General features: G+C 43.2%; 20 protein-coding genes and 1 pseudogene. 17 read left to right on the forward strand and 4 right to left on the reverse strand.

All coding sequences use genetic code 11. The features are described from left to right. Positions 1–8 precede the first annotated feature (8 nt). From ACESPO_RS10015 to ACESPO_RS10030, 4 genes are all read left to right on the forward strand, one after another. Entirely contained in the window at positions 9–677 is a 669-nt protein-coding gene (locus ACESPO_RS10015; RefSeq protein WP_270666074.1) for a flavin reductase family protein, read from the forward strand. Between the two features lie 17 nt (positions 678–694). Next, positions 695–1,504 carry a polysaccharide deacetylase family protein gene (locus ACESPO_RS10020; RefSeq protein ID WP_499788771.1) on the forward strand — a complete coding sequence of 270 codons (810 nt, stop codon included), beginning with the start codon at positions 695–697 and terminating at the stop codon, positions 1,502–1,504. A gap of 86 nt (positions 1,505–1,590) precedes the next feature. Beyond that, complete coding sequence (locus ACESPO_RS10025; RefSeq protein WP_499788772.1) at positions 1,591–2,310, forward strand: tRNA threonylcarbamoyladenosine dehydratase; 720 nt, start codon at positions 1,591–1,593, stop codon at positions 2,308–2,310. Positions 2,311–2,321: 11 nt separating this feature from the next. Then, positions 2,322–3,638, forward strand: a complete 1,317-nt coding sequence (locus tag ACESPO_RS10030) for a replication-associated recombination protein A (RefSeq protein WP_499788773.1) — start codon at positions 2,322–2,324, stop codon at positions 3,636–3,638. Between the two features lie 156 nt (positions 3,639–3,794). Here the strand turns inward: ACESPO_RS10030 and ACESPO_RS10035 are convergent, their stop codons facing one another. From ACESPO_RS10035 to ACESPO_RS10050, 4 genes are all read right to left on the reverse strand, one after another. Further along, complete coding sequence (locus tag ACESPO_RS10035) at positions 3,795–4,544, reverse strand: class I SAM-dependent methyltransferase (protein WP_009262428.1); 750 nt, start codon at positions 4,542–4,544, stop codon at positions 3,795–3,797. 88 nt (positions 4,545–4,632) lie between these two features. After that, entirely contained in the window at positions 4,633–5,145 is a 513-nt protein-coding gene (locus ACESPO_RS10040) for a DUF4364 family protein (RefSeq protein ID WP_008974876.1), read from the reverse strand. Between the two features lie 22 nt (positions 5,146–5,167). After that, on the reverse strand, positions 5,168–6,094 hold the full coding sequence (gene mnmL / locus ACESPO_RS10045) for a tRNA modification radical SAM protein MnmL/YtqA (RefSeq protein WP_499788774.1): 927 nt from the start codon (positions 6,092–6,094) through the stop codon (positions 5,168–5,170). Then, positions 6,094–7,242, reverse strand: coding sequence for an NAD(P)-dependent malic enzyme (locus ACESPO_RS10050; protein ID WP_008974878.1), 1,149 nt, complete (start codon positions 7,240–7,242; stop codon positions 6,094–6,096). Before ACESPO_RS10050 ends, mnmL begins: the two co-directional genes overlap by 1 nt. A 230-nt stretch (positions 7,243–7,472) precedes the next feature. Between ACESPO_RS10050 and rho the strand changes: the two genes are divergently transcribed. The 13 genes and pseudogenes from rho (at position 7,473) to ACESPO_RS10115 (ending at position 24,275) form a co-directional block, all read left to right on the forward strand. Continuing rightward, positions 7,473–8,798, forward strand: coding sequence for a transcription termination factor Rho (gene rho / locus ACESPO_RS10055; RefSeq protein WP_008974879.1), 1,326 nt, complete (start codon positions 7,473–7,475; stop codon positions 8,796–8,798). 170 nt (positions 8,799–8,968) lie between these two features. Further along, positions 8,969–9,172 carry a 50S ribosomal protein L31 gene (gene rpmE, locus ACESPO_RS10060; RefSeq protein ID WP_008974880.1) on the forward strand — a complete coding sequence of 68 codons (204 nt, stop codon included), beginning with the start codon at positions 8,969–8,971 and terminating at the stop codon, positions 9,170–9,172. 127 nt (positions 9,173–9,299) lie between these two features. Further along, positions 9,300–10,226, forward strand: coding sequence for a DUF1385 domain-containing protein (locus ACESPO_RS10065; protein ID WP_009262425.1), 927 nt, complete (start codon positions 9,300–9,302; stop codon positions 10,224–10,226). A gap of 79 nt (positions 10,227–10,305) precedes the next feature. Next, the gene (prmC, locus tag ACESPO_RS10070; RefSeq protein ID WP_009262424.1) at positions 10,306–11,139 is read left to right on the forward strand and encodes a peptide chain release factor N(5)-glutamine methyltransferase; all 834 of its coding nucleotides are present in this window, start codon (positions 10,306–10,308) and stop codon (positions 11,137–11,139) included. 19 nt (positions 11,140–11,158) lie between these two features. Then, a complete protein-coding gene (prfA, locus tag ACESPO_RS10075) occupies positions 11,159–12,229 on the forward strand; it encodes a peptide chain release factor 1 (protein WP_008974883.1) in 1,071 nt (356 codons plus the stop codon). Between the two features lie 172 nt (positions 12,230–12,401). Then, complete coding sequence (locus ACESPO_RS10080) at positions 12,402–13,787, forward strand: zinc ribbon domain-containing protein (protein WP_270602287.1); 1,386 nt, start codon at positions 12,402–12,404, stop codon at positions 13,785–13,787. After that, complete coding sequence (locus ACESPO_RS10085; RefSeq protein ID WP_270602288.1) at positions 13,777–14,031, forward strand: hypothetical protein; 255 nt, start codon at positions 13,777–13,779, stop codon at positions 14,029–14,031. Before ACESPO_RS10080 ends, ACESPO_RS10085 begins: the two co-directional genes overlap by 11 nt. Beyond that, positions 14,018–18,184 (forward strand): TIM-barrel domain-containing protein, encoded by a 4,167-nt coding sequence (locus ACESPO_RS10090; protein WP_016438332.1) that lies wholly within the window; start codon positions 14,018–14,020, stop codon positions 18,182–18,184. Before ACESPO_RS10085 ends, ACESPO_RS10090 begins: the two co-directional genes overlap by 14 nt. 347 nt (positions 18,185–18,531) lie before the next feature. After that, positions 18,532–19,868 (forward strand): annotated as a pseudogene (locus ACESPO_RS10095) (redoxin family protein). After that, on the forward strand, positions 19,865–20,341 hold the full coding sequence (locus ACESPO_RS10100) for an RrF2 family transcriptional regulator (protein WP_117576606.1): 477 nt from the start codon (positions 19,865–19,867) through the stop codon (positions 20,339–20,341). Before ACESPO_RS10095 ends, ACESPO_RS10100 begins: the two are co-directional and overlap by 4 nt. After that, positions 20,326–22,074, forward strand: coding sequence for an ABC transporter ATP-binding protein (locus ACESPO_RS10105; RefSeq protein ID WP_120105261.1), 1,749 nt, complete (start codon positions 20,326–20,328; stop codon positions 22,072–22,074). The genes ACESPO_RS10100 and ACESPO_RS10105 overlap by 16 nt, the downstream gene beginning before the upstream one ends. 102 nt (positions 22,075–22,176) lie before the next feature. Continuing rightward, positions 22,177–23,085, forward strand: a complete 909-nt coding sequence (locus ACESPO_RS10110; protein ID WP_016438335.1) for a DUF2156 domain-containing protein — start codon at positions 22,177–22,179, stop codon at positions 23,083–23,085. After that, positions 23,082–24,275 carry a pyridoxal phosphate-dependent aminotransferase gene (locus ACESPO_RS10115; protein ID WP_009262398.1) on the forward strand — a complete coding sequence of 398 codons (1,194 nt, stop codon included), beginning with the start codon at positions 23,082–23,084 and terminating at the stop codon, positions 24,273–24,275. Before ACESPO_RS10110 ends, ACESPO_RS10115 begins: the two co-directional genes overlap by 4 nt. The last annotated feature ends 5 nt before the right edge of the window (positions 24,276–24,280 follow it).

The raw sequence follows: 24,280 nt of genomic DNA on the forward strand, positions 1-24,280 counted from the left end.
GACAGGATATGGAGAAACAATTATGGAAACCGGGAAATATGATCTATCCACTGCCGGCAGTGATGGTGAGCGCCGGGGATGCCGATGGCAATACCAATATTATCACAGTTGCATGGACAGGGACAATCTGTACGAATCCAGCGATGGCATATATTTCTGTGAGACCAGAACGCTATTCCTATGAAATGATTCGCAGCTCAGGAGAGTTTGTGATCAATCTGACGACAAAAGATCTTGTGCATGCGACAGATTATTGTGGAGTAAAATCCGGCAGGGATGTGGATAAGTGGAAAGAGACTCGGCTTACAAGAGGAAAAGCGGAAAAACTTCGCTATGCACCGACAATCGTAGAAAGCCCTGTCAATATCGAGTGTAAAGTGACAGAGGTAAAAGAACTTGGATCTCATCATATGTTTCTTGCGACGGTGGAGGCGGTACAGGTCGATGGAACCTATATGTCTGCAGGTGGGAAGTTTGAACTGAATCAGGCAGAACTTCTTGCGTATTCGCATGGTTCCTATTTAGAAACCGGGAGAGAACTGGGGACATTTGGTTACAGTATCCGAAAGAAGAATAAAAGCAAGGCGCAGAATCCTTCAAAGAAAAATAAAAAGAAGGCACAGAATCCTTCAAAGAAAAGTGAAAACAGGACACAGCGTGCCCGGAAAGATAGATAGAAGAAACAGGACAAAAAATGTCTGCTGGAAGTCCAAAAAGAAAGAGTGTGTTTCAAGGAAATGTCAGAATGTGTATGACATGGAGCGGGGACACATTCTTTTTTATTGTGGTTCATATATATGATATGAGCAAGAGGGGGAGGGAAAGTGGTTTGCATAGAAAATCTATACTGCAATTTCTTGGGATGTTATATTTAGTATGCCTGATTTTGAAGGCGAGAAGTGGTCGGGAGGCTGAGGAGGCTGATGGAGCTATTACGGCGGGAGTGGAGAAGCCAAAGATAGCGATTACATTTGATGATGGTCCGCATCCGGTATGGACGCCGAAACTTTTGGAAGGATTAAAAGAGAGGGAGGTTTTGGCAACATTTTTTCTGATCGGATCCAATATAGACGGAAATGAGACTGTTGTAAAGGAAATGTACGAAAATGGACATATCGTTGGAAATCATACGTTTCATCATGTAGAGATGACAAAGCTGTCAGATGAAAAGGCGATGGAAGAGATTCGGATGACTAACGAAAAAATTTCTGCAATTACCGGGGAGCCGGTGTCGTTTATGCGCCCGCCGTTTGGGGCATGGCAGAAAGGTCTGGAAAAAGAGATGCAGGTTTTGCCAGTAAACTGGTCTGTGGATACGCTTGATTGGACGACGAAAAATGCGGATGAAATTGTGAACAAGGTAGTGACGGAAGTCAAAGAAAATGATATTATTTTAATGCATGACTGTTATGAAAGTTCTGTGAATGCGGCTCTCAGAATTGTGGATATTTTAAAAGAGAGTGGTTATGAATTTGTGACAGTGGAAGAGTTGATCCTCCCATAGAATGATTGGAGAGGGAAATGGTGAATCTGCCGGAGATGCAGGCGAATAACAGAAGAGAGAACAATTATAGATAAAGGAGTAACAAGATGATAAATGAATTTTCCAGAATGGAGTTACTGATTGGAAAAGATTGTGTAGAAAGTTTGAAGGAGAAGACAGTACTTGTATTCGGTGTGGGAGGAGTTGGATCACACTGTATTGAGGCGCTGGCAAGAAGTGGTATCGGTCATTTGATCATGGTGGATAATGACACCGTATCACTGACCAATATCAATCGGCAATCGATTGCTTATCACAGTACGATCGGACAATACAAGACGAGGGTGATGAAAGAAAGAATTCAGGATATTTGCCCAAAAACAGAAGTGACAGTCCATGAAACATTCGTCCTTGAGGAGAATGCAGCGGAGCTTTTGGATGGGAATATCGATTATATCGTCGATGCGATCGACACAGTGACAGCAAAACTTGCGATTGCTCAGATTGCCGATCAGAGAGGGATTCCGATGATCAGCAGTATGGGAACGGGAAATAAGCTTCATCCGGAATTATTTGAAATTACAGATATTACAAAGACATCTGTCTGCCCGCTCTGTAAGGTGATGAGAAAGGAATTGAAGAACCGGGGAGTAGCACATTTAAAAGTACTCTACTCAAAAGAAAAGCCGGTCGATGTCTCAAAAAATATTACGGAAGAAGAAAAAGGAAATAAGCGTTCACTGCCGGGAAGTATTTCCTTTGTACCTCCGGTGGCAGGACTGATCATTGCCGGGGAGGTTATCCGTGATCTGGCAGGAATTTCATAGGAGGAAAAGATATGGATCTGTTTGATTATATGAGAGAAACGACAAAGAAAAAAGAGTCTCCGCTTGCATCGCGTCTGCGTCCGAAGACTCTGGAGGAAGTGGTAGGACAGCAGCATATAATTGGAAAAGATAAGCTGCTTTATCGGGCAATCAAGGCGGACAAGTTGAGTTCTATTATTTTTTATGGACCTCCGGGAACCGGGAAGACAACACTGGCAAAGGTGATTGCCAATACGACTAGTGCCAATTTCACTCAGATCAATGCGACAGTTGCGGGCAAGAAAGATATGGAGGAGGTTGTCAGGCAGGCAAAAGACAATCAGGGAATGTATGGGAAGAAGACAATCTTGTTTGTCGATGAGATCCATCGGTTTAACAAAGGACAGCAGGACTATCTGCTCCCGTTTGTAGAAGATGGTACGCTCATCCTGATTGGAGCGACTACGGAAAATCCCTATTTTGAAGTCAACGGCGCGTTGATTTCCCGCTCCAGTATTTTTGAATTAAAGCCGCTGGAAAAAGAAGATATCCGTAGATTGATCATGCGGGCGCTGACAGATGAAGAGCGTGGAATGGGAAGTTATCATGCGATCATCGATGAAGATGCGCTGGAATTTCTTGCAGATATTTGTGGTGGAGATGCAAGAAATGCTCTGAATGCGATAGAGCTTGGGGTATTGACGACGGAGCGGTCGGAGGATGGAAAGATCCACATTACGATCGATGTTGTATCAGAGTGTATCCAGAAGAGAGTTGTGCGCTACGATAAGGGAGGGGACAACCACTATGATACCATTTCTGCATTTATCAAAAGTATGCGCGGATCCGATCCGGATGCCGCAGTCTTTTATCTTGCAAAAATGTTGTATGCAGGGGAAGATGTGAAGTTTATTGCCAGAAGGATTATGATCTGTGCATCAGAAGATGTAGGGAATGCAGATCCGATGGCGATTTCTGTGGCGGTAGCCGCGGCGCAGGCGGTGGAGCGTGTCGGAATGCCGGAAGCCCAGATCATCTTGTCGCAGGCGGTACTATATGTGGCGACAGCGCCTAAGAGTAATTCAGCAGTAAATGCGATCATGGCTGCAAATGCAGCGGTGCGGGCACATAAGACTACAGTACCGTGTCATCTGCAGGATGCGCATTACAAAGGTTCTGCAAACCTGGGAAGAGGAACTGGATATAAATACGCGCATGACTATCCAAATCACTATGTAGAGCAGCAGTATCTTCCAGAGGAGATTAAAGACATGCAATTTTATGAGCCTTCGGATATGGGATATGAAAAGGAGATTCAGGAGCATTTCCGAAGGATCAAAGGGAAATAAAGTGTTTTTACAGGTAAGGCTGCTTAGCGAAGAAACGATTTTTCGCCTACCAAATCAATAAAAATCTGTCTTGGATGGCGAATATTGCCTGTCAAGACAGATTTTTTATTTGCTCCGATGGAAAGGAAATCTGGTAATCGAAAAGGAACCGACAACTTATCGTTTGACAGAGCGTATTGCGACAAAAGCTGGAATATTATGTTTGTGTAGATTCCCCTGACCGCTTGTATCTTCATATAGATCAGTAAGCTGGAATCCAGCTTTTAACTGTCCTCCGATCTGTTCTTCTAATGTGTGAGAAAATTGGATTCCCCAGTCATACTTCATGGAGTCTTCATATTGTTTTTTATTTTTTAATGGGTGAAACGGCAGAGAATAGGTCAGATACTCTTCGTTTTCATCAAAAACATAGTTGATTCCGAGATCATATCCACCAAGCAAGACTCCCCCTTTTTTCAAAATGCGGTAACATTCTTGGAAAACAGGTTCTACTTTTTCTATATAGCAGTTAGAAACTGGGTGAAAGATCAGATCAAATATCCCATCTTCAAAGGGAAGTGGCTGTGTCATATCTGCTTGAATGATTGTTACAGGATATCCTTCTCTGTCAGCGACTAGCTGCTCACTTGCACATTGTTGGGAAGAATAATCCAGTACGGTACAATCTGCTCCGAGGGCAGCAAAAATAGGAATCTGCTGTCCACCGCCGCTTGCAAGACCAAGCACTTTTTTGCCACACAGACTGCCGAACCATTCATGAGGAACAGCTTTTGTCGGAGTAAGAAGAACATCCCATTCCCCTTTTTGTGCGTTTTGATAAAGCTCATGGGAGATAGGCTGTCCCCAAACCCAACCATCCAGACACCAGGTATCGATTGCTTCAGCATTTATTTTCTGATAGTTCATTGTAAAATCTCCTTATAAAAGTTGTTTTGTCCGATTTTTGTCTGTAAAAACATTTACCATAACAGATTTAGAAATAGAAGAAAAAAATCTATAATAGATTCTGCATCACGAAGGCATAGATTTCCTGATTTTTCTGTTTCCAGTGGTGGACGACAGTTTTTGCTTCCTGCTCGGTCGGTACTGTGATAGTCAAGTCGATCAGAGAACCGTGATTTTCCGTGACTTGGCAGCGAACAGAAAATTCATGATTATCATTTCGGTAATAGTCTGCGCGCACAGCGACAGCGTTCTTCAGTTCGTAATGCTTTTCCTGAAGAAAGGTGTCAATCTCATCCTGAATAGTAGGAGAAATCTTGTTTTGAAAAAACTGGATCGTCTCAGCACCTTCTTCTGTCAGATGATAGAAGGTGCGGCTGTGTTCTTTCTCCAGACGGATCAGATTAGCATTTTCCATTTCCGAGAGAGCCTGCTGGAGTGTGAAATAATTCGTGTATTCCTTGTCGAGGACAAATTCGGAGATTTGTGAGTTCGTCAGAGGGAAATCCACTTTCTGAAGCATATATAAAACAATTAATTTGTACAAAGTAAATGAGTCTGACATTGTACGCAAATCCTTTCTAAAATCATAGTTTGTAGTTCTTCCCCTGCCAAAGATCCTGTTCCTTGAAATATTGATTCATTTTGTTGAGGACAAGACGCTTGTGTCCGGTCCAGCATGGAGCAATCAACAGTTTTTTTGGCCCATCGCCGGTCAGGCGGTGGATGACGATATCTGGACGCAACTGCGTAATACACTTTCCAAGAAATGCAATGTATTCCTCCATTGTCGGGACGAAGAAAGGGGAAGTTTCATAATAGTCGGCGAGATCAGTTCCATGTAGAATATGAAGAAGCTGGAGCTTGATTCCTTGAATATCCATTGTATTTAGATAAGAAATCGTCTCCTGCATCATCAGCTTCGTCTCACCGGGGAGATATAAAATCGTATGGACAATCACTTCCACACCAATCTGCCGGAGATTTCTGACAGCTTCTTCAAAGACGGAAAGCGAGTATCCGCGCCGGATAAACCGGGCGCTCTGTTCATGGATTGTCTGAAGACCAAGCTCTACCCATACGGGTTTGATCCGATTCAGACGTGCTAAAAGTGTGAGAATTTCGTCATCCAGACAGTCTGGTCTGGTGGCAATGGAGAGAATCTTGACTTCAGGACAGGAGATTGCCTCTGTAAAAATCTTCTCCAGATAACTGACTTCGGCATAAGTGTTTGTGTATGCCTGAAAATAGGCAATATAAGAGACTGCATCGGTCTTTTTCTTTATTTGCTCTTTGCCGGATACAATTTGTTGCCGGATAGATTCGCGAGGATTTCCTGCGAAATCACCGGAGCCTCCGGCGCTGCAGAAAATGCAGCCCCGGTCTCCGAGTGTACCGTCACGGTTTGGGCAAGTCATTCCGCCGTTTAAAGCAAGTTTATAGAGCTTTTCACCGTAAGTATGTTTTAAGTGATAATCGAGAGAGTGGTATCTCTTTTCGCCCCAGCGCTTCATTAGATCAGATCCTTAATCGCCTTGCTTACGACATCGGCAACACGTGGGTCAAATGCTTCCGGGAGGATATTGGTATCGCTTAAATCTTCATCCGAAACGAGACTTGCGATTGCCTCAGCAGCGGCAAGTTTCATCTCTTCCGTAATCTGTGTGGCACGTCCTTCCAGAGCACCTTTGAAAATGCCAGGGAATGCGACAACATTATTGACTTGATTTGGAAAGTCAGAACGTCCAGTTCCAATGACACGTGCACCACCTTCTTTTGCAAGATCCGGCATGATTTCAGGAACAGGGTTTGCCATCGCAAATAAGATAGAATCTTTATTCATGGAAGCAACCATCTCTTTTGTGACAATATTCGGTGCGGATACTCCGACAAAGATGTCAGCTCCTTGCAATGCATCTGCAAGTGTTCCCTTCTTCCCTTCCAGATTGGTGACTTCTGTCATCTTTTTTTGCATCCAGTTTAAATTCGGAGAATCTTTGGAAATGATTCCATTGATATCACACATGGTAACATGGCAGAAACCGTAAGTAAGAAGAAGCTTTGTGATGGCGATTCCGGCAGAACCTGCACCATTTACAACAATCTGACATGCTTCCTTTTGCTTACCGGTTACTTTCAGCGCATTGATGATGCCGGCAAGGACAACAATGGCAGTTCCATGCTGGTCATCGTGAAATACCGGGATATCAAGGAGTTCTTTTAAACGCTCCTCAATTTCAAAACATCTCGGAGCAGAGATATCTTCCAGATTGATGCCTCCAAATGCCGGAGCAATGTTGACGATTGTGCGAATGATCTCCTCGGTATCTTGGGTATCAAGGCAGATCGGAACTGCATTGACTCCACCGAATTCCTTGAATAAAACGGCTTTTCCTTCCATAACAGGCATTGCTGCATAAGCGCCGATATTTCCGAGACCGAGAACAGCACTTCCATCCGAGATAACAGCGATCGTATTGGCTTTCATCGTATATTTGTAAGCAGCTTCCTGATCCTGGGCAATCACCTTGCAAGGCTCTGCGACACCTGGTGTATATGCAATTGCAAGGTCTTCTCTGGAATTTACTTTGGCTTTTGCACTGATCTCTAATTTCCCATTCCATTGTTCATGCATTTGTAATGCCTTTTCGTTTGTTGTCATATTATTCACACCTTTTCTTTTTCATATTTTTGAAACTTCTAAAGTTATGATAACATTCCGGTGAAATCAAATCAACAAGGATTGCTGAAAAAATACTTTCTTTTTCCCTAAAAATAGTGTATAATGCGTATATCTTAAGAGAAGTCATGTCAGACGAATATTCCCGCAGATACTTATTAATAATTAAAATAATTAGGATAGACAAATGAATAGCGAAAGGAAGTAGGATAATGAGAGAAAAATATGAATCATTACCGTTAACGTCTTTGAAGGAAATCGCAAAAGCGCGAGGATTAAAAGGGGTATCGACAATGAAAAAAGCAGATATCATCGAATTAATGCTGAAAAAAGACGAGCAGGATAAAGCAGAAGAAGCAAAAGAAGAGGTAAAAAGCGAGAAAACAGGGGTCATTGATATTGAGGAGCTGGACAGCGGAATTACGGCGCAGGGGATTCTTGAAGTGCTTCCGGATGGATATGGATTTATCCGGAGCGATAACTATCTTCCGGGAGAGAATGACGTCTATGTATCACCGTCACAGATTCGCAGATTTAATCTGAAAACTGGAGATATCCTGACTGGAAATACGAGAATCAAGACACAGTCGGAGAAATTCAGCGCACTCTTATATTTGACGACGGTCAATGGAATGCGTCCGGCAGAGGCGGCGAGACGGACAAATTTTGAAGATATGACACCAATTTTTCCTAACGAAAGACTTCGCCTGGAACATCCAAAAAGTTCTACGGCGATGCGCATCGTAGATTTGCTTTCCCCAATAGGAAAAGGACAGAGAGGAATGATCGTTTCTCCTCCGAAGGCTGGTAAGACAACTTTGATCAAGGAAGTGGCGCTGTCAGTTTTGAGAAACAATCCAGAGATGCACATCCTGATTCTTTTGATCGATGAGCGTCCAGAGGAAGTGACAGATATTAGGGAAGCGATCACCGGGAAAAATGTAGAAGTCATTTACTCTACGTTTGACGAACTTCCTGAACATCATAGGAGAGTGTCGGAGATGGTGATTGAGCGTGCAAAGCGTTTGGTAGAACATAAAAAAGATGTGATGATCTTACTTGACAGTATCACACGCCTTGCAAGGGCATACAACCTGACCGTTCCGCCGAGTGGAAGAACGCTATCTGGTGGTCTGGATCCGGCTGCGCTTTATATGCCGAAGCGGATTTTTGGTGCAGCTAGAAATATGAGAGAAGGAGGCAGCTTAACAATCCTCGCAAGTGCACTTGTAGACACTGGAAGCAAGATGGATGATGTTATTTACGAAGAATTTAAAGGAACTGGAAATATGGAACTTGTCCTCGATAGAAAGCTTCAGGAAAAAAGAGTGTTCCCGGCAATCGATATTCCAAAATCGGGAACAAGAAGAGAAGATCTTCTGTTAAGTGCAGAAGAACAGGAAGCAGTATATTCTCTGCGCCGTGCCTTAAATGGAATGAAGAGCGAGGAGGCAGTCGATAATATTTTAAATATGTTTTCTCGCACGAAAAATAACGAAGAGTTTATCCAGATGGTAAAGAAGACAAAAATTATCTAATGATTTTTACAAATAACTTGCAATGTGAAAATAAGTATGATACAATAAAAAAGCTGTTTAACAAATAATAAGCAAGCGTTCCTCTGTCATTACGATAGTAGGATGATTGCAAAGATATTCGCTGTGAGGGCGATATAACCTCACGAAATAAAAATGAAGAGGTGAAAATCATGAAAGAAGGAATACATCCAGTTTATCATCAGGCAACAGTAACATGTAACTGTGGAAACACATTCGTAACAGGATCTACAAAAGAAGATATCCACGTAGAAATCTGTTCTAAATGTCATCCATTCTACACAGGACAGCAGAAAGCTGCTCAGGCTCGTGGACGTGTTGATAAATTTAACAAGAAATACGGAATTCAGGAATAATCAGAATGACGAGAATAGGTTGAGGTGCAAATCTCAACCTTTTTTAACATTGTAGAGAATTGTACAGATATGACAGAGGGAAAGAATTAATGGAAATCTGTCTGAAAAATAGAAGGAGAGCGAATCTATGAAGTCATCAAATATTGGCGGGCAGGCGGTTCTGGAAGGTGTGATGATGAAGAACGGGGATCAGTATGCAGTAGCGGTCAGAAAACCGGACGGAGAGATTGCGCTTCAGAAAGAAGTATACGATGGGATTGTCAAATGGAAGAAACTGACAAAGATTCCATTTGTGCGAGGAATCTTCAGTTTTGTAGATTCTCTCGTGCTGGGAATGAAGACACTCTCTTATTCGGCAAGTTTCTTCGAGGAAGAAGAGGAGGAAGAACTAACCGAGAAGGAAGCGGCGAAAAAGGAGAAGCAGGAGAATTTGATTATGGGGATCACAATGGCATGTTCGGTAGTGATCGCGGTTGCAATCTTTATGGTTCTTCCTTACTTGCTGTCAAATCTTTTGAAACCGTTTGTGCCGGGCAGATTTGCCAGGACTGTTATAGAGGGAATCGTGAGGATTGTTCTGTTTATCGTATATATCCTGCTGATCTCGAAGATGAAGGATATTCAGCGCGTGTTCATGTATCATGGAGCAGAACATAAGTGTATCAATTGTATTGAGCATGGTATGGATCTGACTGTGGAGAACGTAAGAAAAAGTTCCAAACAGCACAAGCGGTGTGGGACAAGTTTTCTGTTTTTTGTACTGTTTGTCAGTATTATCGTCTGCTTTTTTATTACAACAGAGTCTCCGGTATTAAGAGTGTTACTGCGGATTGCACTGCTTCCGGTAATCGCGGGAATTTCTTATGAAATCATCCGGCTTGCAGGAAACACAGAGCATCCAGTTGTGGAATTGTTAAGCAAGCCGGGGCTAGCGCTTCAGAATCTGACGACGAAAGAGCCGGATGATGATATGATCGAAGTGGCAATCTGTTCGGTAGAAGCAGTCTTTGACTGGAAGAAATACCAAAAGGAAAATTTCCCGGAAGAGCCATAGAACAGGATGTGGGCAAAATCAATGAGAAGATTGCAAAAGAGATGACAAAATCTAACGGGATTGGTAAAAGGGGATCAGTATGACGATACAGGAACTATATAAAGAAGGAATTTTTCGTCTGAAGCAGGCAAGAATCGCGGAGGCAGAACTGGATGCCTGGTATCTGCTCGAATATGTGACAGGAATCAGCAGGACGATGTATTATCTGAAGCAAGCGGAGCCTGCAGAAGAGCAAGCGGCGGAAAGATATTTTGACTGTATCAGCAGGCGGGCGCAGAGGATTCCGCTTCAGCATATTACTGGGGAGCAGGAATTTATGGGATTGCCATTTATTGTCAATGAACATGTGTTAATCCCGCGACAGGATACAGAGATACTTGTAGAGGAAGCATTGTCTCATTTGAGTGGAAACGAACAAGTGCTGGATATGTGTACCGGTTCCGGATGTATTTTGATCAGTCTGGAACATTACCGGAAAGGGATCCGGGCAGTCGGGGCAGATATTTCGGATGAAGCGCTTCAGGTGGCGAAAAGAAATGCAGAGAGCCTAAATGCTGATGTCACGTTTCTGAAAAGCGATCTGTTTGAACAAGTTGCCGAGAGATATGATCTGATCGTGTCCAATCCGCCGTATATCCGAACAAAAACAATTGAGGAACTGGAAGAGGAAGTAAGGCTGCATGATCCGATGATTGCATTGGACGGAAAAGAAGATGGATTATATTTTTATAGAAAGATTACAGAAAAAAGCCGGGAACATTTGAAGCAGGGTGGTTGGCTCCTCTTTGAAATCGGGTATGATCAAGGAGAGGATGTTGCAAAGATGATGGAGAAAGCCGGGTTTACAGAGGTAACGGTAAAAAAGGATCTGGCGGGACTTGACCGTGTGGTATCCGGCATGTACAATAGATGAGAGAAATGGAGGAATAGATATGTTTGATAAATTAGAAGATCTGTTGATCCGCTATGAGGAAATCATGGGCGAACTTCAGGAACCGGATGTTGCAAATGACCAGGAACGGTTTCGGAAGCTGATGAAAGAGCAGGCTGATTTAGCTCCGATCGTGGAGGCATATACAGAATATAAAAAAGCAAAACAGTCTATCGCAGATAGTGAGGAAATGCTTGAAATCGAATCTGATGAAGAGATGAGAGAACTTGCAAAAGAAGAGCTCAGCTCCTCGAAAAAACGTGTGGAGGAATTAGAGCATGAATTGAAGATTCTTCTTCTTCCAAAAGACCCGAACGACGATAAGAATATTATGGTAGAGATTCGTGCCGGAGCCGGTGGAGATGAGTCGGCTTTGTTTGCGGCAGAAGTATATCGTATGTATGTGCATTATGCAGAGAGCAAGAGATGGAAGACAGAGATGATCTCTGTCAATGAAAATGGAATCGGTGGATTTAAGGAAGTCGTATTCATGGTAAGTGGACAGGGCGTTTACTCTCGGATGAAATACGAAAGTGGAGTACACCGTGTACAGCGTGTGCCGGAGACAGAGTCCGGTGGACGTATCCACACATCCACAATCACTGTTGCGGTGATGCCGGAAGCGGAGGAAGTGGATGTTGTGATCGAAGAGAAAGATATTCGTATCGATGTAATGAGAGCATCTGGAAATGGTGGGCAGTGTGTCAATACAACAGACTCTGCAGTTCGTCTTACACATTATCCGACAGGAATTGTGATTTACAGCCAGACAGAGAAATCACAGCTTCAGAACAAAGAGAAAGCATTCCGCTTACTGCGTTCAAAACTGTATGAATTAGAGTTAGAAAAACAGCAGTCCGCAGAGGCAGAGGCAAGAAGAAGCCAGATTGGAACAGGAGATCGTTCGGAGAAGATCCGTACTTACAATTTCCCACAGGGACGTGTGACAGACCATAGAATTAAATTGACACTGCATAAGCTGGACAGCATTTTGAACGGAGATTTAGATGAAGTGATTGACAGTTTGATCGCAGCAGATCAGGCGGCAAAACTGAGTAATATGAATGAATAATTGTTCTTGTCTACAAAAAGTGGTCAAAGAAGAGAAAACTGTTACAAAATAAAAAATAAAAGAGAAATACCAGTCAGCAGGAGATAGAACGTTGAAGGGTAGTTCTCTTTTTTTATATAGAGTTTTACTGTTGGAAGAAAGAAAAAAGAAATCAAAACAAAGGAGAGGGAAGATGTTCTGTAAAAAATGTGGGAAAGAGATCAAAGAGGGTGTGAGATTTTGCCCGTATTGCGGGGCAGAAAGCGGTGTCAGCAATGAGATGAAAGCAACGGAAAGCAGGGGTTCAAAGAAGGAGAAGACTCATAAGAAATCAATCAGAAAGAAAATCTGGGCAGTTGCTATTTCAACGGGTATTCTTCTGTTATGCGGAGGAGGAGCATTTGCCATGTATAAGGCAGGTGTGGCTTCTGAGAAAAAGGAGAGACAGGCGCAAGAAGCAGAAGAAAAGAAGGAAGCAAGAAAAAAGAAGGAGAGCGTTAAAAAAGAGGAAGAAGAAAAGGTTTCCAACGAAACAAAGGAGAAAGATGAGACATATCCACAGATCATCACACTGGATGCCGATGTGCAGAATGAGATCACTGATTTTCTGAGCCTGCTTTGTAAACTGGATGCAGGAGGAAATGGGAAAAATTTCTCAGAGGGAGTTGTGGTCAATGAAGAGTTTGCGTATTCATTTTTGATACGGTCGATATGGTTTGAGATTCCTTTTGTGGATGGAGAGTCTGCCAAGCTCGGGCAGATGGGATGGGAGATTCCGGAAGAGACTGTCAGGGAATATTTGGAGAATTCTATCGGGACAGGAGCTTTCAACGAAGAGCATGTGGAAATTTCAGATGGAATGGTTGTGCTGGAAGGGGTAACGCCAACTTCGGCCTATGGAAATGATACTCCTCAGATCATGCAACTAAAAAAGATATCAGAGGATGAAATAGAAGTCTATGGAGAAGTTCATTATACGCCGGAAATGCAGGAGGCACAACCGTACTCAGCAGTGTTTGATGTTACTCTGATAGAAAATTCGCAAAGCATGTGGGGTGGTTATACATTACAGTCTGTGAACACTTGGACAGAGAAAAGTACAAATCAGGATAAAGCAGAGGGACAGAAGAATCCTTTAGCATTTCGTGTTTCTGCAAGTTCTACACTGCAGGAAGAGGGATATGATCATAGTACAGCAGCTCTTTTGGACAGAAATCCGGCTACCTGCTGGATAGAGGGAGTGGATGGCGTTGGAATCGGAGAATATCTTTTATTTGACTCAGAAGAAAAACAGAGTGTGAGAGGAATTGCTGTTCTTCCAGGGTACTTAAGTTCAGAGGATATCTATACAAAAAATGGAATTCCATTGGAACTGGAAATCAAAGCAGGAGATCGAATCTGGACAAAAAGATTGGAATCGTATGTTCCGAATTTTTCTGCACCAATGGATTCTATGATTTACATTGATTTTGGACAAAGTATTTCTGTTGATTCTTGTATCGTGACGATCAAAGACAGCAGGAGCGGAACAAAGTATGATGATATCTGCATCGCAGAAATGTTTTTATATGGGGAATAAATGGTGTCTAGTTTTCAGCAAAGATGCAGCCGAACGTCCAGAGGACAAGGCGTACAAGGTTGAGGTTTATTTAATGGATGAAATCTATAAGTTTGCCAAACAGAAGAAAAGCTGTATTGTCAAAATGTCCTATCTGTTTGTATATAAAGCCAGATATATAGTAAAAAAGCCGGATGTATTATATAATAAGCCCGACAAAAGCAAGAAGTTTGCACAACAGGAGGAACACTATGAGCGAGAATAATCAGAAGATGGCGCCGCATCTGGAAGCAGGAGAAAAGAACGGGGGATTTTGTGGTCCGTTAACAGGTGTAAAAGCGGTGGAAAAGGGAGAGGAAGGTCATATCGTCTGGCTCACATTTGAGGAAAATATTAAGGGAAAGCTTATTTTTCTGGAAGAAACTATTTTCCGCTATGATGTAGATCCGAGCGGAGCATTTGAGAGTTATGCGGCTCCGAGAGAGAAGGAGCATACAGCAAAGATTCAGCAGTGTCCGGACGAGTCAGATTTTTATACAAAACCGGAAGTAGAAATCTACGAGGAAAATCAGACGATCAATCTCTGCTGTGGAAAGACAAAAGTAAGTTTTGATAAAGCAACGGCAAAGATGAAAATTTCTGTCAGCGGCAAGACCGTTCTTGAGGAAGCCAAAGGTCTCACGATCGGTGAGGAGACAGTTCAGACACTTGTCAGAGGAGAAAAAGAAAATTTCTACGGTGGTGGTACACAGAATGGACGGTTTGTACATACTGGAAAGACTATTCAGATTGTCAATGAAAGCGCATGGATGGACGGAGGTGTTGCATCACCGAATCCGTTTTATTTTACGACGGAAGGCTATGGGGTTCTGAGAAATACATTTGCCGATGGAAGTTATGACTTTGGAGAAAGTGAGACTGCGGTTGTGCGCGCTGCGCATAAAGAAGCGAAGTTTAGTGCTTACTATTTTCTGTCTGATGGAGAAAATGGAAGCCGGATTACGCAGGAAATCTTAAAAGCCTACTATCATGTAACTGGAAATCCGCTACTTTTGCCGGAATATGGATTTTACGAAGGACATCTAAATTGTTATAATCGCGATGCGTGGTCTGACGAAGGTGGAGAGAAGGAATGGAACATTAAAGGAATCGCCGAAAGCACCGCCGCAGGGATGACAAAATATGAAAGTGGTATGGCGACCGGATATCGTTTGTCAGAAGGACAACATTCAGAATCCTTAAATGGAGAAGGACCAAAAGTGGCAGCAGAGCATTACCCTGAAAATGTAGATGCGCCATATGAATATTCAGCGAGAGCTGTATTGGATCAGTACGTCAGATACGATATGCCGCTTGGATATTTCCTCCCAAATGATGGATATGGTGGGGGATATGGACAGAATGGCTATTATGTACAAGGGGGAGTCAATGAGGATGGAAGCAGTTCTCCAGAACGAATCGCAGCGGTAGATGCCAATGTAGAAAATCTTGCGAAGTTCAGAGAGTATGCAAACAGCAAAGGGGTTGCAGCCGGACTTTGGACAGAGAGTAATCTGGTACCGGACTCAGACAATCAGACATATTGGCACCTGCTTCGGGATTTCCGGAAGGAAGTATCTGTCGGAGGGGCGACCACATTGAAGACCGATGTTGCATGGGTAGGACCGGGATACTCTTTCCAGTTAAATGGAGTGAAGACGGCCTATGACATTATCACGACAGCAGAGCAGTTTCGCCCGAATATTATCTCTTTGGACGGATGGGCAGGTTCACAGCGTTTTAACAGTGTGTGGAGCGGTGACCAGACCGGAGGAAACTGGGAATATATCCGTTTCCATATCCCGACTTATATCGGAAGCTCTCTGAGCGGAAATCCAAATATTGGTAGTGATATGGATGGAATCTTCGGAGGAAAGGCACTGATTGCTGCGCGTGACTATCAGTGGAAATCGTTCACACCTCAGATGTTAAATATGGACGGATGGGGCACTTACATGAAAGCACCGTACACATTTGGGGATCCGTATACGGGGATTAACCGAATGTATATGAAAATCAAGTCACAGTTGATGCCATATATTTATACGACAGCTGTCTCTGCGTCAAATATGGATACGGGAAATGATGACACGGGACTTCCGATCGTGCGTGCAATGTTTTTGGAATATCCGGAAGATGCGTATGCATACAGCAGAAATATGCAGTACCAGTTTTTGCTTGGAGCAAATATTTTAGTTGCGCCAGTTTATAAAAATACAGCTGCAGATGAAGAGGGAAATGATGTGAGAAACCACATTTACCTTCCGGATCCAGACGAAGTGTGGATTGATTATCTGACCGGAGAAAAATATCTGGGCGGACAAGTGCTTAATAATTTTGCGGCGCCGCTTTGGAAACTGCCGGTGTTTGTAAAAAATGGAACGATTCTTCCAATGTATGAGGCAAACAATACGCCGGATGCCATTGACCGGACAAAGCGGATGATAGAATTCTGGCCGGATGGAGACAGCTTTTATACAACTTACGAGGATGATGGAAAATATATCCATAATCAGACGGAGGAGGATGAGAAATACGGAACCATTGACCATGTTTCGTATGGAAGTCATGTTTCAACGACCTATACTTCCAGTGTGAAGGAAGGAAAGGCGATTCTGACAGCAGAATGCTCCGAAGGTACTTATGAAGGATATGAGGAAAAGCGTAGCAGCACATTTATCGTACATTTGTCAAACCGTCCGGAGGCAGTAACAGCATGGAATGGAGAAGAAAAGTTGCATCTGACAGAAGCAGAAAATCTGGAAATCTTTGAGCAAAGTGAGCCAAAGAAAGGAGAGGGGATTTTCTTCTATGACGAACATCCAATGATCCGTACCTACGCTTCTGAGGAAGAAAAGATTTTACGCGCAATGGTAGAAAAGGTTCAGGCAGAGCCGAAGCTGTATGTAAAACTCGCAACAGTGGACAGCCAGAAAGAAAAACAGATCGTAGAGATTCTGGGATTTGAAAATACCGTTTGCCGGATGGCGGAAAAAGAAAATGGTGCTCTTTCTGTACCGCAGCTGACGGCAGCAGAAGAAGCGAAAACTTCTACAAGCATCGGATTATGCTGGACAGAAAGCAAAGGAGCATCTGAATATGAGATGCTCGTGGATGGAAATCTTTATGCCATGGGAGATGCACTTTCTTATATCCATGATGATCTCGACTATCATTCTGAGCATACTTATTGCGTGCGGGCGAGAAATGCGGAAGGGTATTCTGCATGGAGTGAGCAGCTTGTGACCAGTTCTCTGCTGGATCCGTGGAGAAATGAGATTGGTGCACTTGGAACGATTTCATGGACCGGAGGAGATGAGGCAGGAGCACTGAAGTATGCGACAGACCACAGCTTCCGTGGATTATTCTTCGCAGTGGGGGATGTTGTCGGTGACAAGACTCCGTTCATCTATGATTTTGGTGCAGCTTACGAACTGGATAAATTTGAGTATTATCCACGCGACAGTTATGGAAGTGGTACCGTAGAGCGTATGAATGTCTACTCCAGTTTAGATGGAAAACATTGGAAACTGGAATGGGATGGAACAAAAGAGGAAGAGTGGGTATATAACACGGATCTGGAAGTAGAAGAAAATGCAAAGACAGTTCCGCTCACCGGAGTCAGTGCACGTTATCTGAAACTTCAGATTATGAAATCGCGGCGCAATTACTTTGCATCCCATGAACTTCCGGTATACAAAAAAGATGGATCCAAGCCATTTGCAGTCGGAAGTACTAATAAGAATGAGACGGTTTCAGAGGGTGATTATACCAATATGAAAAATTACCTTGGAACTTCTGTCAAGGATGGTTCCAACTTTGTGGATCAAATCCAGAAGCGAAGTGGAGATATCAATATGAACGGCATCTATGATGTTTATGATTATGCATTTACAATGTTCCAACTCGATGGAGGCACAAAACAGAGCGGAGAAGTATCCGGGCAGGCAACACTTTGTGCAGAAAAATCATGTATCAGAGCCGGTGAGACAGTGACCTTTACGGTACTTGCAGAAGATGCGAAACATGTCAATGCATTTGGAGCTGTCATCGATTATGATCCTTCACATCTGGAATTTGTATCAGCTGTCGGAACGAAGGCGGTAGGAGCGATGGAAAATCTGACGGTCAATAAGGTATACAGTGATGGAACCGCTTATGTCAATCTTGCATTTGCAAATCGCGGAGATCAGCCGCTGTATAGTGGAAGTGATGAACTTGCAGTCATTACAATGAAGGCACGCACAGATCTCTGCCCGGCAGAAGAGATGAATGTAGATAAACTTCTTTTGATCGGTCCGGCATATGATGTGGCAGGAGAAAATGACACAGACGAGAAAAAGGATATTGAAGGGCAGAAAGAATCAGAAGAAAAATAAAGAGAAAAAGCAAAATAGAAGAAAATTTGTCTAAGAGAAATCAGAGAATGACAATAGCTTTGCAATAGAAAAAGACACTCCAGGAAATGCCAAGGGGTGTCTTTTTCCTATAGGGAACTGCTTACGGAGCTCTGGAAGTTTGTATGGAAAATAGGAAAACAGAATGTTCGATTTGGAAAAAATGCTTCTTGACAACAAAAAATGTATTTGATAAAGTTACAGTTAAATAATGTAATGAAAAAAGTTACAATTTGTACAGATATCCACAGGAAAATTTTGCACAGACAAAAAAGGAAACGGATCTCTGTCAAAAAATGTAAAAAGAAAATAAGGAAAGAGGTGGTTTTATGGGATTTTCGCTGGACATCAGCATTCCGGTATTGACAGTATTTTTACAGGGGGTGTTTAGTTTCTTTTCTCCTTGTGTTCTGCCGCTGATTCCGCTGTATATGGGGTATCTGTCAGGCGGAACGGGTGAGATTGGGGAGGATGGAAAGGTTCACTATGAGAGACGAAAAGTGATGATCCATACGGTTTGTTTTGTGGTAGGAGTTAGCTTTGCATTTTTCATTCTGGGACTTGGCGCATCTGCACTTGGGAGCTTTTTGCAGAAAAATCAGATGTTGTTTGCAAGAATCGGTGGAATTTTAGTGATTGCATTTGGTTTCTATCAGCTTGGTGTCTTTGGTCCGAGCAGATTACTTGGAAAAGAGCGCAGACTGCCATTTCATCTTGATGTGCTTGCAATGTCCCCGCTGACCGCGCTGCTGATGGGATTTACGTTTAGTTTTGCGTGGACCCCGTGTGTAGGTCCGGCGTTGACGAGTGTGCTTTTGATGGCGGCATCCGCCGGGACAAAGTGGATGGGGTTTGCATTGATCGGCGTATATACACTTGGATTTGTGCTCCCATTTCTTGTACTGGGGCTGTTTACGACAAGCCTTCTGGAGCTGTTAAAAAAGCATATGAATGTTGTAAAATATACGGTAAAAGTAGGCGGGATACTGATGGTTTTGATGGGACTCTTCATGTTTACAGGGAAGATGAATGCAGTCACCGGATACTTATCAAAAGTTTCCATAGCAGGAAATGAAACAGAAAATGCAAAAAAACAGAAAAATCAGTCAGCAGCCCAACAGAAAAATACCGGGCAGGATAATACTTCCGGGGAGAAGAAAAAAGTGCCGGAGAAAGCAAACAGGAAGAAAAGAAGGAAAACGATCAACGAGAGACCGTTCCTTCCATCGACTTTACACTACAAGATCAGTATGGGAATACGCATACATTATCAGAATATAAAGGAAAGACCATTTTTTTGAATTTCTGGGCGACTTGGTGCGGACCATGCCGGAATGAGATGCCGGAGATCCAGAAGTTGCATGAAGAATATGAAGCACAAGAAGACAGTGATGTGGTGATTCTGGGAATTGCGGCACCGGATCTTGGAGGGGAAGCTTCTGAGGAAGAGATCAAGGCGTTTTTGGAAGAAAATGGATACACGTATCCAGTTGTGATGGATACGACCGGGGAGATTTTCTCAAGTTATGGAATCAGTGCATTTCCGACTACTTTTATGATCGATAAGGATGGAAATGTATATGGATATGTCAGTGGTCAGTTAAGTGAAGATGTGATGCGAAATATTATTGAACAGACACAGAAGCAGGGGGGAACACAAAAATGACAAGTGAATTTGCAATCGCGGTCCATGCACTTGTGTTTCTGGAACATAAGGGAATCGTGATCTCCAGTGAAGAGTTGGCAAAGAATGTGTGCACCAACCCGGCTCGGATCCGGAAGGTGATGGCAAAATTGAAAAGGGCTGATTTGATCCGTACAAAAGAAGGGACGGAGGGAGGATATCTCTTCTTTCGGGAAGCAGAAGAAGTGACACTTGCCATGGTAGCGGAGGCACTTCAGATTTCTTTTGTGTCGACTTCGTGGCGGAGCGGGTCTCCCGAGAAAAAGTGTTGTGTGGCATCGGGGATGGCAGATGTGATGGCGGGGATTTATGGGGATTTAAATGCATGCTGTAAAGATCTGCTAAAACAGAGAACAATCGCAGATGTGAAGCGGGAACTTTTTCATTTTGCAAAAGAAAAAGGAACATTTTTGGAAGAGAAGGATGGAGGAAAGAAAAGATGGGAGAGAAGTTAAAGAAACTTGCGGCATATTATAAGCCGTACAAAGGATTGTTTTTCAGTGATATGTTTTTTGCAATTCTGGGAGCGGCAGTCACATTGATCCTGCCGTTGATCGTCCGTTATATTACAAATGAGGTCGTATATTTCCCGGCAGAGGATGTGTTGCATACGATTACGTGGATCGGTGTCCTGATGTTTGGACTCGTTATTTTGGAATTTGGCTGTAATTATTTTATCGGATATTATGGACATTTGATGGGTGCAAAGATGGAAGCGGATATGCGGAGGGATATTTTTGGACATTACCAGAAATTGACCTTTGCGTTCTATGATAATCAGAAGGTTGGAGGGCTGTTGTCTCGTATTACGAGCGATTTGTTTGATATCACAGAGCTTTTGCATCACGGACCGGAAGATATCGTGATTTCTATTATCAAGCTCGTTGGATCTTTTGCAATCTTATTTAGTATCAATGCGAAGCTGACACTTGTCGCGTTTGCATTTATTCCGGTCATGATTCTGTATGCGGGATATTATAACCGGAAGATGAAGCGGGCGTTTAAGAGAAATCGAGAGAAAATTGCAGATATTAACAGCCAGATTGAGGACAGCCTTTCAGGGATCCGTGTTGTGAAATCGTTTGCAAATGAAAAGATTGAGATGAAGAAGTTTCAGGATGGAAATGACCGCTTTGTTGCAGCAAAGAAGATCAGCTACCGCTATATGGGAGCATACAATTCTGGGCTTGGCGCTTTGACAACACTTGTTACTGTTGTTGTTTTGATCGCCGGAGTGCGGTTTATGGCAGCGGGAACAGTGGCGGTGACTGACCTGATCACATTTCTTTTGTATATCAATAACTTTACAGAACCGGTGAAGAAACTTGTCAATTTCACAGAGCAGTTCCAGAATGGATATTCAGGTTTTGAGAGATTTCTTGAAATCTTGTCGATCGCACCGGATATCAAGGACAAAGAAGATGCAGTCAGTGTGGAGCATCTGGAAGGAAAGATTGAGTTTGAAAATGTATCTTTTCATTATGAGGGCAGTACGGAAAATGTACTGGATCACATCAATCTGGATGTGGAGGCAGGAGATTATATGGCATTAGTCGGTCCATCAGGTGTCGGAAAGACTACAATCTGCAGCCTGATCCCACGTTTTTATGAGGTGTCAGAGGGTGCTATCCGGATTGATGGCATTGATATCCGGGATATGAAGTTAGATGACCTGAGAAATAATATTGGAATTGTGCAGCAGGATGTTTACCTGTTTGCAGGGACGATTATGGAAAATATCCGTTATGGAAAGCCGGATGCGACAGATGAGGAAGTGGTTATGGCAGCGAGAAATGCAAATGCCCATGAATTTATCATGAGTTTTCCGGAAGGATATGATACAGATATCGGTCAGCGCGGTGTGAAACTCTCCGGAGGACAAAAGCAGCGTCTGTCTATTGCACGGGTATTCTTAAAGAATCCGCCGATTCTGATTTTTGATGAGGCTACATCAGCGCTGGATAATGAGAGTGAGAAAGTTGTGCAGCAGTCCTTAGAACGTCTGGCAAAGAACCGTACGACATTTGTGATCGCGCACAGACTCTCTACGATTCGAAATGCAAAGCGGATTCTTGTGCTGACTGAGAATGGTATCGAGGAAGAAGGAACTCACGAGCAGCTGCTCGAGAAAGACGGCGTGTATGCCGACCTTTATCAGATGCAGTTCCGAAAAGGGATCGAGTGCTAGAAATAGATACACTGCCTGAAAAAGTACTTTTAAAGAAGCGCGAAGAAGGCAATGGCAGCAGGAAAACAGAGAAAAGCAAAATTTGAGAAGAGGTAGAATAAAATGATAACGATAGACTTTCGAAGACCGACTTTGGAGGATAAGGAACTTTTGACATCTTACTTTAGAAAGTATCCATCGCGAAGCTGTGAGCGCACGTTTGTTAACGTGTACCTGTGGGCGAAGTTTTATCAGGTAGGCTATGCGATGGTAGAAAATACGGTTGTCTTTCGGTCAAAGGAAAATGGATTGTCCTTTGCCTATCCGGTGGGAGATCCAAAGGATGTCAAGCGGACGATCGAAGTGTTGATGGAGTACAGCAGGGAACAGGGGTATCCGTTTACGATGTACTGTGTCACAGAAGAGAACTTTGCACAGCTGGAAGAGTGGTATCCGGGACAGTTTCAAATCGAATACGACAGAGACAGTGCAGATTATGTCTACGAGTCTGAGAAACTGGCGACACTTTCTGGCAAAAAGCTTCACGGTAAGCGAAATCATATCAATAAATTCAAACAAGTAAATGAAGATTGGTCGTATGAAAAGATTACAAAAGAAAATATCGAAGAGTGCTTTCAGATGGCACTGCAATGGCGGATTGAAAATGGATGTGAGGCAGATGAAGAGAAAAATGCAGAGATGTGTGTAACACTCAATTCTCTGCGGCTCTATGAAGAACTGGAGCTGACCGGGGGGCTTCTGAGAGTGAATGGAAAGGTTGCTGCATTTACCCTTGGAGAGGAAGTCAGTGACGATACATTTGTAGTCCATATTGAAAAAGCATTTGCAGAGATCCAAGGTGCTTATCCGATGATCAATCAGCAGTTTGTGGAACACGAGTGTATGAAATATAAATACATTAACCGTGAGGAAGACACTGGGGCAGAGGGACTTCGCAAAGCAAAACTGTCGTACCGCCCGGTATTTCTTGTGGAAAAAGGAACTGTGACAAAGAGGGAGGCAACAGTATGATCGCAGAGAAGATGAAAGGGATGGTGGCCAATAGTTCTGCCATCCGCGCGATGTTTGAGGAAGGCAACCGTCTTGCAAAGCTGTACGGGAGAGAAAATGTATTTGACTTCAGTCTCGGCAATCCAAATGTGGAAGCACCGGAGGCGGTAAAGGAAGCACTTATTTCCATTGTAAAGGAAGAGGCACCGCTGGAACTTCATGGCTATACGAATAGCAATGCAGGATATGAAGAGGTACGCCAGGCAGTGGCAGAGTCATTGAATGAGCGATTTCAGACGGAGTTTTCTGCAGAAAATATTCTCATGACAGTCGGTGCAGCGGGAGGCTTGAATGTGATTTTAAAGACGCTTATCAACCCGCAGGAGGAAGTGATTGTTTTTGCACCGTATTTCGGTGAGTATAGAAGTTACACATCCAATGTGGATGGTGTACTTGTGGAGATCTCACCGGACACAGAAACTTTCCAGCCAAAGCTTACTGAATTTGCAGAGAAAATTACTCCGAAGACGAAGGCGGTTATCGTGAATACGCCGAACAATCCGACCGGTGTTGTGTATTCGGAGAAGACAATCCGGGAAATGGCACGAATTTTGGAGGAGAAGCAAAAAGAATATGGGACTGAGATCTATTTGATTTCCGATGAACCCTACCGGGAACTTGCTTTTGATGGAGTGGAAGTACCGTATCTGACAAAATATTATAAAAATACGATTGTGGCATATTCTTATAGTAAGTCTCTGTCCCTTCCGGGAGAGCGGATTGGGTATCTTGTGATTCCTTCAGAAGTGGCAGACAGTTGTGATGTGATTGCGGCAGCGGGTGTGGCAAATCGGATTTTAGGATTTGTCAATGCACCGACGTTGCTTCAGAAGGTGGTTGCTAAATGTATTAGAGAAAAAACAGATCTTACCTATTACAATAGAAACCGGGAAACACTTTATGAAGGGCTGAGACAGTGTGGATTCAGCTGTATAAAGCCGCAGGGAGCTTTCTATCTGTTTGTGAAATCTCCAATCGAAGATGAGAAAGCGTTCTGTGAGGCGGCAAAGGGATACAATATCCTTCTTGTGCCAGGAAGTTCTTTTGGGTGTCCAGGTTATGTGCGGATTGCTTACTGCGTGGCATATGAGACAATTATTGGTGCGCTGCCGAGATTTCAGGAACTTGCAAAGCAGTATTTTCAGAGATAAGCCTA

The organism is Coprococcus sp. HPP0074 (assembly GCF_964238105.1).
GTDB classification, from domain to species: Bacteria; Bacillota; Clostridia; order Lachnospirales; family Lachnospiraceae; genus Faecalimonas; species Faecalimonas umbilicata.

Coding starts and splice junctions, on each gene's coding strand:
- ACESPO_RS10015 (WP_270666074.1), top strand. CDS start 9: ATGGAGAAACAATTATGGAAACCGGGAAATATGATCTATCCACTGCCG.
- ACESPO_RS10020 (WP_499788771.1), top strand. CDS start 695: ATGTCTGCTGGAAGTCCAAAAAGAAAGAGTGTGTTTCAAGGAAATGTC.
- ACESPO_RS10025 (WP_499788772.1), top strand. CDS start 1,591: ATGATAAATGAATTTTCCAGAATGGAGTTACTGATTGGAAAAGATTGT.
- ACESPO_RS10030 (WP_499788773.1), top strand. CDS start 2,322: ATGGATCTGTTTGATTATATGAGAGAAACGACAAAGAAAAAAGAGTCT.
- ACESPO_RS10035 (WP_009262428.1), bottom strand. CDS start 4,544: ATGAACTATCAGAAAATAAATGCTGAAGCAATCGATACCTGGTGTCTG.
- ACESPO_RS10040 (WP_008974876.1), bottom strand. CDS start 5,145: ATGTCAGACTCATTTACTTTGTACAAATTAATTGTTTTATATATGCTT.
- mnmL (WP_499788774.1), bottom strand. CDS start 6,094: ATGAAGCGCTGGGGCGAAAAGAGATACCACTCTCTCGATTATCACTTA.
- ACESPO_RS10050 (WP_008974878.1), bottom strand. CDS start 7,242: ATGACAACAAACGAAAAGGCATTACAAATGCATGAACAATGGAATGGG.
- rho (WP_008974879.1), top strand. CDS start 7,473: ATGAGAGAAAAATATGAATCATTACCGTTAACGTCTTTGAAGGAAATC.
- rpmE (WP_008974880.1), top strand. CDS start 8,969: ATGAAAGAAGGAATACATCCAGTTTATCATCAGGCAACAGTAACATGT.
- ACESPO_RS10065 (WP_009262425.1), top strand. CDS start 9,300: ATGAAGTCATCAAATATTGGCGGGCAGGCGGTTCTGGAAGGTGTGATG.
- prmC (WP_009262424.1), top strand. CDS start 10,306: ATGACGATACAGGAACTATATAAAGAAGGAATTTTTCGTCTGAAGCAG.
- prfA (WP_008974883.1), top strand. CDS start 11,159: ATGTTTGATAAATTAGAAGATCTGTTGATCCGCTATGAGGAAATCATG.
- ACESPO_RS10080 (WP_270602287.1), top strand. CDS start 12,402: ATGTTCTGTAAAAAATGTGGGAAAGAGATCAAAGAGGGTGTGAGATTT.
- ACESPO_RS10085 (WP_270602288.1), top strand. CDS start 13,777: ATGGGGAATAAATGGTGTCTAGTTTTCAGCAAAGATGCAGCCGAACGT.
- ACESPO_RS10090 (WP_016438332.1), top strand. CDS start 14,018: ATGAGCGAGAATAATCAGAAGATGGCGCCGCATCTGGAAGCAGGAGAA.
- ACESPO_RS10100 (WP_117576606.1), top strand. CDS start 19,865: ATGACAAGTGAATTTGCAATCGCGGTCCATGCACTTGTGTTTCTGGAA.
- ACESPO_RS10105 (WP_120105261.1), top strand. CDS start 20,326: ATGGGAGAGAAGTTAAAGAAACTTGCGGCATATTATAAGCCGTACAAA.
- ACESPO_RS10110 (WP_016438335.1), top strand. CDS start 22,177: ATGATAACGATAGACTTTCGAAGACCGACTTTGGAGGATAAGGAACTT.
- ACESPO_RS10115 (WP_009262398.1), top strand. CDS start 23,082: ATGATCGCAGAGAAGATGAAAGGGATGGTGGCCAATAGTTCTGCCATC.